Raw genomic sequence first — 7,482 nt, 5'->3', positions numbered from 1 at the left:
CGAAGCAGCCGTGCTTTCCCTGCGCTCGGGCCGCATGGAACCCATTAAGTACTGAGCCCTGCTGTGTCCCACCCGCCGACCATGCGGGGTTTAGCCGGTGATGTAAGCCGCGTGAGGAGCTGGGTCGCTCAGCCGATGGGCCACCAATCCGGAAGAAGCTCGCGCAGGTCGTCGAGGAATTCGTCGACGGGCCGCGGCGGGGTTTCCAGGAGGCGCGACTCCAACGCGCCCACCACGCCGTAGGCGATGTACCGGGCAACCATGGATGGTGGGACTTCACGGCCGCCCGGTGCCGGTATTTCGATGGCACGACGGGCGAGCAGCAGGCGGACAGATGCCTCAAAGTGGGATCCCAGCATCGCGTGCAGCGCTCCGGTGCCCGAATCGGTAACCAGGCCCCGGCGGTAGATGTCGCGGTGCCGGTCCACGTGCCTGGCAACATCGGCGGTGACTGCGACGATGGCCGGGCCAATGTCTCCGGGCCCGCTGAGGTGAGTTTCGCGGAGGGTGTCGAGCTCTTCGGACAGAACCTGCCGGAGAAGCGCTGCGGGAGAGGCGGCGTGCTGGTAGAACGTTGATCGGTTGACCCCGGCGGTGGCGGCGACCTGCCCCGCGGACAGTGTTCCGGCGTCGTGCCCCGCTGCGAGGGCAAGGATGGCCGAGGACAGTTTTTCCCGGCTACGCAGGGCCCGAGGGTCACTGGAAGTCTCGGCGGACTGTTTCGGTTCCAGCATTATTCAGGTCACACTCCTCAGTGATCTTGCCCTCCGGCGGTAGAAAATCGGCCGACTCAAGCGTACCGTTCTAACTATCCAACAAATGTCGGATAGTTGCGCCGGTTCATCGTACCGAAGGCCGTCGGCGGCGGATTTGCAGCCCCTTGATTGACGCAACAAAGAGACGCAACACAGACAGGAAGGACATTCAATGCGCGCAATCATATTCAAAGAATGGAAGCAGTTCCCCGTGCTGGAGGACGTGGCCAGGCCCGTACCCGGGCCAGGCGAAGTGCTGTTGAAGGTAGCGGGCGCAGGTGCTTGCCATTCGGACGTCAGCATTTTCCAGGACTTCACCGCCGAGGTCCCGGGGAATATCACCAAGGGCTTTGTGCTGGGGCACGAGAACTCGGGCTGGGTCGAGGAGTTGGGGGCTGGTGTTGAGGGTATTGAGGTAGGTGACGCGTATCTGGTCTACGGGCCCATCGGTTGTGGGCATTGCAAGGCGTGCTCCCGCGGCCAGGACACTTACTGCGAGAACGCTGCGACCAACCCATACCTTGGCATAGGTTTGGGTCGCGACGGCGGAATGGCGGAATACGTCACGGTTCCCGTCCGCAACCTGATCCCGCTTGGAGATGCAGACCCCATCGCTGCGGCACCGCTTGCAGATGCAGCTCTGACCCCGTATCACGCCATCAAAAAGGCGTTACCGCACCTGAACGGCGGTGGCCGGTTCGCGCTGGTGGTGGGGCTGGGAGGCCTGGGTCAGATCGCCGTCCAGATCCTCCGGGCACTGACTGGCGCAACCATCATTGCCACCGATATGAAGCCCGAAGCGATGGCCAAGGCCGAGGCGGCGGGGGCCCTGACGGTTCCAGGCGGTCCCGACCAGATTTCCCGGATCCGCGAAATCACCGGCGGACGCGGCGTGGACGCTGCGTTCGACTTTGTCGGAGTGACTCCGACGATTGCCACAGCCACCGGTTCCATGGCCCAGGGTGGCCGGCTGACCGTCGTCGGAATTGCCGGCGGCCTGCATGAGTGGACCTTCTTCAACACGCCTTATGAATCCACTATCACCAACACGTATTGGGGCACCATCGAGGAGCTCCATGAAGTAGTGGATATGTACCGGGCGGGGCAGATCGTCCCCGAAGTAGAAACCTTCAGCCTCGAGGACGGTCTCTCGGCCTACCGCAAACTCGCCGACGGGCAGCTGAGCGCCCGGGCGGTAGTAGTCCCGCACCAGTAGTAGTCCCGAGCCGGCACGGTTGGGGACCCCGCTCCTTCTTGGTACTGTTGAAAGCCCCTTCCGGGGGGCTTTCCGCACATTCCAGCGCGGCTTTGGGGGACTTATCATAAGTATGCTTATGATATTGAGTAGAAGGGATCCTGACCGGCAGGGTCGGGATCCTTATTTCCCTGTTGCGGAGAGTAGTCCATGTTCAACTTCCGGCCACTGGCCCGCATCGCCTCGGTCTTGACCACGCCGCTGGCCCCGGAAGACGTCCTGGCGTTGTTCAACCCGGTCTACTCATCGCGCCAGTTGCGCGGGGTCGTCACCAGAGTGGTTCAGGAAACTGCGCAGTCAGTCACCATTTTCTTCCGGCCCGGCCGCGGCTGGCATGCCCACCTCGCGGGCCAGTGGGCAAGGATCGGCGTAGAGCTCAATGGGGTGCGGCACTGGCGATCATATTCCCTGAGTGCGCCGGCCGGTCAGGACCCAGCCATCACTGTCACGGACGTTGGGTCGGTGTCCGGTGTTCTGGTTCGTGAGACCAAGGTTGGTGACATCCTTTTCCTGGCCCCGCCACAAGGTGACTTCGTCCTGCCTGAGCATCCGCGTTCCCTGCTCATGCTTACTGCCGGAAGCGGCATCACTCCCGTCATGTCGATGATTCGGACCCTCGTCCCCGGACGACCCGACGCCGACGTTGTCCTGATCCATTCCTCCCGTGGGGAGGATGACAGTATTTTTCGAGAGGAACTGTTCGAGCTCGCTGATCAGTTTCCCAATTTCCGCCTGGTGCAGTGGCAAACGGGTGGCCGTGGACGCCTGAGCTTGGCGACTCCGGCTGATCTTGAGAGCATTTGCCCTGACTGGCAGGACAGAGCCGCCTACGCCTGCGGCCCTGAGAGCTTCCTGGATGATGCCGAAGCTCTCTGGAACCAGGCAGCGCAGGCAGCCTCAGCGGGCTCGCTGACCATTGAGCGCTTCCATGCCGAGCTCAAGGGGCGGGATGGAGGCGAGGGTGGCTTGGTCACCTTTGAAGCATCGGACCGCGAGGTCATGGCCGACGGCGGCGTCCCCCTCCTTGACGTCGGGGAGGATGCGGGCATCCTCATGCCCAGTGGCTGCCGCATGGGGATTTGCCATAGCTGTCTCACTCCGCTGCTTTCCGGCAGCGTCCGCGACCTGCGTACCGGTGAGGTGCGTGGCGAACCGGGTGAACTCATCCAAACCTGTGTCTCGGCTGCCGCCGGGCCCGTCAATCTCAAGCTCTGAGGAGTACCACCGCATGTCAGTAGCTTCGGCCAAAAACCCCGCCACCGCCGTCGGGCTCAAAACGCGGCCCGGCGCCCTTGCCGAGGCGGGTCGACCCACGATGCGTCCTCCGGCGGCTGCGCACTTGAGTGACGAGCAAGTGGCCGAATTGGGACGCGAGCTCGACGCTATCCGCGACGGGATCCTGGCCAAGCGCGGCTCCAGCGATTCGACCTACATCAGGCGCATGATCAAGATCCAGCGGGGTCTGGAAGTTTCCGGTCGGGCGGCGCTGCTCGTCAGCAGGAACAAGGGCGCGTGGGTCACTGGAACAGCCCTCCTAAGCGCGGCCAAGATCCTTGAAAACATGGAGCTGGGGCACAACATCCTCCATGGACAGTGGGACTGGATGCGCGATCCGGACATCCACTCCACCACCTGGGAATGGGACTTCGTCACCCCATCGCGCTCGTGGCAGCACACGCACAACGATCTTCACCACCGCTGGACCAACGTGATAGGCAAAGACCGCGACGTCGGGTACAACCTTCTGCGGATGGACCCTGATCAGGAATGGAAGCCCTTCAACCTGGGCAACCCCCTCTATAACGCCCTGCTGGCGCCCGTCTTCGAATGGGGTATCGCCATCTACGACCTGGAAATCCCCGAGTACAAGGAGGGCCTGAAGTCCAAAGAGGCGATGGTCAAGGACCTCAAGGCACTGGGTCGTAAGGCCGCCAAGCAGTTCGCGAAGGACTATGCGGCCACCCCCGCTTTGGCCATGCTCACGGGCTCCGGGAAGCAAGCCCTCTACGGCACCCTCGTGGCCAACGCCGTACGCAACGTCTGGGCCCACGCAGTCATTTTTTGTGGCCACTTCCCCGAAGGTACGGATACTTTTACCGAGGAAATGGTCGAAGGCGAAACCCGGGGCGACTGGTATGTACGTCAGATGATCGGATCCGCGAACATCTCAGGCCCGCGGTTTATGCATCTCATGACCGGAAACCTTTCACATCAGATCGAGCACCACCTCTTCCCGGACCTTCCCTCGAACAGGTACTCAGAGATTGCACCGAAGGTCCGCGAAATCTGCGATCGTTACGGCCTGAAGTACACCACGGGGCCGTTGTTGAAGCAGGTCGGCTCTGCGTGGGCCAAAGTGTTCAGGCTGGCTCTGCCCTCCGGGTAATCGAAATGCGACGGATCACTGCTGCGAATCTCCAACGGGTCAACCTCCCGCTGAATTGAATCACGGCATGAGAATGCGGCATAGTAGATTCACATTTGCTGAAGAAGTCCGGCGCCCCTTTCGTTAGTCGCGGAGGTTAAATGCGCCCGATCACCCACACTGGACTCTGACATGGAAACTTCGGAGCAGGACAAAGACTTCCAGAACCTTTATCAGCTGATTGCTGCTGGTGATGTCAGATCCTTCCTGGACGGAATGACCCGCTACGCTTCCACGACATTAAGCCGCGTCACTGGTGTCCGGGTCGAATGTGCTGTGACTCTGTGGCGCCGTAAGCGGGCTCTCACCATTGCCGGCAGCAGCGATAATGCCGTTCTGCTGGACAGTATTGAGCAAAGCATTGGGGCCGGCCCCGCGCAGGCCTCTTTGGAAGCATCGGCGCCGGTTCAGCTTGCCGACGCCGGCACCGATCAGAGGTGGCCCGAGTACTGCAAAGATCTTTCTGTGGCGGGTTTCAGGAGTGCTTTGGGCGTCCCATTGTCCTTGGGCGAGGACTCCTCGGCTGCTCTGAACTTCTTTGCATCAGAGCCGGGAAGCTTCACCGAGGACGCCATCGGAGAGGCTGAAGTTTTCGCAGACATGGCGGCCCAGGCGTTGCGGCTTGCCTTGCGTATTTCTACAGCTGATCTCCTGGCCGATGACCTCAAAGCAGCAATGGCCCGGCGCACTGCCATTGACTTGGCATGTGGCATGATCATGGCGCAAAGCCGCTGCACGCACGAACAAGCCTTCGCTTTGCTTATGAAGGCCTCGCAGAACCGGAATGAGAAACTGCACGATGTTGCTGAGGGCATTATTGCGGGCATCGCCGGTAACAAGGAGGCAACAAAGACCGCCTTCCAGGATTGAGCAAAGTACCGAATCGACCCTCGGCAGGGTCTGGATGCCCACCGCGGTAACTGTTGCCGGGTTGGCACCCCTCAGGGCGCGTTGCCAATGAAAGCCCGGCGGTGTGAACTAACGTTGTGCGCTGTTCTGTGCGTCCATTCCTTACTACAATAAGGATACTTATCATCGTCGGCTCCCTGTGAAGTCCGGGCCGGGCGGGAAAGGTCAACAATGATGGTTGGGATACATGCCGAGAAGCCCAGCGATGGCCGGGATGCCGGGAATTGTGGTGATTCCGTTGAGTGAGGTGCCACTGACGGATGAGTTGGCCATGGTGTTCGCGCGGGCCTCGAACATGCTCCTCACTGAGGAAACGGTGTCCGATGCGCTGGCCTTGATCACCGACGCGGCTGTTCTTGCTCTCGATGATGCCTTGGGTGCCGGGGTTTCGCTGATGGAAGTTGACGGCCGCCGCAGTAGTGCTGCCTCGACGTCGTCAATTGTGGCCGCCGCGGACGCGTTGCAGTACGACTTGGGCCAAGGTCCCTGCCTCACTGCCTGGGCATCTGGACTTGCAGTGGATTCCGAGGATATCCGGACGGACCCGCGCTGGAGTCAATGGGGGCAGTCGGCAGCGGACCTTGGAGTGCGCTCATGCGTCAGCGTTCCGCTGCTGTCCGGTGACTTGGCATTCGGGGCCATCAAAATCTACTGGGACGCACCTAAGGCGGCATCACCCCGACTTATCGGTCTACTGAAAACGTTCGCGGCCCAGGCGGCTATTTTCCTGGCCAATGCGTTGGCGAGGGAACGGGTTTTGGCGCTCAGCGACCAGCTTAAGTCTTCCCTGGAGCAGCGCGACCAGATTGCGACAGCCAAGGGCATCATCATGGCCACGCTGGGCGTGGGCGAGCGGGAAGCTGTGACACATTTGATCGTTAGGTCGAGCAATGAGAAGCGGCCCTTGCGTGAGGTGGCGCGCGAAGTCATCGGCGACGTCTCAGGATCCGCTGATTGACGCGGGGGAGACTATGACCTTTGCCAGTGGTGAGGAATTACAGCGGCAACAATTTCGCTTGGCTTTCGAAGATACTGACCTAACCCTGGAGCAAGTGTGGATGGCCTACTTCAGCATTGGAGGTGCATCCGGGCTTGTCGAGATTCAAGCCTACTGTTATGGGGCGCTCAGCCTGCCTGGGCTTGAGCGCGACCTGCTTGCCCACGCCCTCAACGAAACTTTGGATTCCCGTGGTGCGAACGGCAGGAGGGCCAGCTATGGTCACGACACTTTAGGTGGCCAGAACGACGCCGAGACGTAGCCCGTCCAGCGCAACACCCGCTTTCTGGGGACCCTATATCCGGGGTGAGGACCCGTCACCGTTCGTCGTCGTCGGATCGGTGGCTGATGGCGGCTCAACCGATGCGGTTCCCCTCAGGATTCCGGTGGCTATGTCCCTGATCCTGCTGTTGTTGTTGATTGCCGCGACGTGGAGCAGGTCCATGGCCTGTTGCCGGCTGCAAAGGTTCTGCACCATGATCAAGGACACGGCGGCGTCCACCACTGCCCTGGAATGAAGGGCCGATTGAAGTCCTTCCGAGACGTTCGTATGTACATGCAAACGGAGAGCCAGGCGAAGGGTTTTGGAGATCGATACGGCATGGGCTTCGACGGCGGCAACTGTTGCTTCGTCGAAAACCCCTAAGGTGAGGGCGTAGCAGTTCAGTGCTGCGGGCGAGGCCTCTTCGCTCTCGATAGGTACAGCCAAGACAGACCTGACGCCTTCGCCGGCAATCCGGTTGGCATACCCGCGCCAGTCGTCGTCGCTGCTGAGGTCCTTGATGAGGTCTGTGCGGTGGCTTCTGAGCGCTGTGAGGCAGGGGCCGTCGTCGAAAATGTATTGCTTTTCGTCAAGCCTCCGCGCAGTGTCGCTGCTGCTTGCCACGGTTGCCGGTGACGCCTCACGCTCCACTGTGATGGCGCACAGCATCGGGTCCGGGGAGCCCAAGAGCGACGCCGATATTGTGGTCAGTCCCAGAAGGAAATCTGCGAAGCCTGAGTTTTCCAGAAGGAGATCCTGCAATTGTTCGGTTGTCGGTCCCACATAGTCAGCCATGCCGCCCCGATTCAAAAAGACGCGGATGGGCAGGGCCTGCGCGGGAATTACCTGGTCTAGCGACGACCTCCGTTGCCTTTAACG

General features: G+C 61.1%; 8 protein-coding genes. 6 read left to right on the top strand and 2 right to left on the bottom strand.

The window, feature by feature from the left end; genetic code table 11:
• Nucleotides 1-128: 128 nt before the first annotated feature.
• Nucleotides 129-734: a TetR/AcrR family transcriptional regulator gene (locus tag ABHM97_RS07805; RefSeq protein ID WP_349470224.1), complete on the bottom strand. Its 606-nt coding sequence runs from the start codon at nt 732-734 to the stop codon at nt 129-131.
• Between the two features lie 193 nt (nt 735-927).
• Here ABHM97_RS07805 and ABHM97_RS07800 point away from each other — a divergent pair, with 193 nt between their 5' ends.
• The 6 genes from ABHM97_RS07800 to ABHM97_RS07775 all read left to right on the top strand — a co-directional run bounded on the left by ABHM97_RS07800 (nt 928) and on the right by ABHM97_RS07775 (nt 6,603).
• Nucleotides 928-1,971: an NAD(P)-dependent alcohol dehydrogenase gene (locus ABHM97_RS07800; RefSeq protein ID WP_349470223.1), complete on the top strand. Its 1,044-nt coding sequence runs from the start codon at nt 928-930 to the stop codon at nt 1,969-1,971.
• 189 nt (nt 1,972-2,160) lie between these two features.
• The gene (locus ABHM97_RS07795) at nt 2,161-3,225 is read left to right on the top strand and encodes a ferredoxin reductase (RefSeq protein WP_349470222.1); all 1,065 of its coding nucleotides are present in this window, start codon (nt 2,161-2,163) and stop codon (nt 3,223-3,225) included.
• 13 nt (nt 3,226-3,238) lie between these two features.
• Entirely contained in the window at nt 3,239-4,396 is a 1,158-nt protein-coding gene (locus tag ABHM97_RS07790) for a fatty acid desaturase family protein (protein ID WP_349470221.1), read from the top strand.
• Between the two features lie 171 nt (nt 4,397-4,567).
• Nucleotides 4,568-5,305: a GAF and ANTAR domain-containing protein gene (locus ABHM97_RS07785; RefSeq protein WP_349470219.1), complete on the top strand. Its 738-nt coding sequence runs from the start codon at nt 4,568-4,570 to the stop codon at nt 5,303-5,305.
• Between the two features lie 226 nt (nt 5,306-5,531).
• Nucleotides 5,532-6,302 (top strand): GAF and ANTAR domain-containing protein, encoded by a 771-nt coding sequence (locus ABHM97_RS07780; RefSeq protein WP_349470218.1) that lies wholly within the window; start codon nt 5,532-5,534, stop codon nt 6,300-6,302.
• 13 nt (nt 6,303-6,315) lie between these two features.
• The gene (locus ABHM97_RS07775) at nt 6,316-6,603 is read left to right on the top strand and encodes a hypothetical protein (protein ID WP_349470217.1); all 288 of its coding nucleotides are present in this window, start codon (nt 6,316-6,318) and stop codon (nt 6,601-6,603) included.
• Nucleotides 6,604-6,636: 33 nt separating this feature from the next.
• On the opposite strand, the gene ABHM97_RS07770 is transcribed toward ABHM97_RS07775, so the two are convergent.
• Nucleotides 6,637-7,398 carry a GAF and ANTAR domain-containing protein gene (locus tag ABHM97_RS07770; protein ID WP_349470216.1) on the bottom strand — a complete coding sequence of 254 codons (762 nt, stop codon included), beginning with the start codon at nt 7,396-7,398 and terminating at the stop codon, nt 6,637-6,639.
• Nucleotides 7,399-7,482: the final 84 nt, after the last annotated feature.

The sequence above is a fragment of the Paenarthrobacter sp. CAP02 genome, assembly GCF_040137855.1.
Lineage (GTDB): Bacteria > Actinomycetota > Actinomycetes > Actinomycetales > Micrococcaceae > Arthrobacter.
Note: the sequence above shows the minus strand (reverse complement) of the source record. Positions and strands in the feature narration are given on the sequence as shown.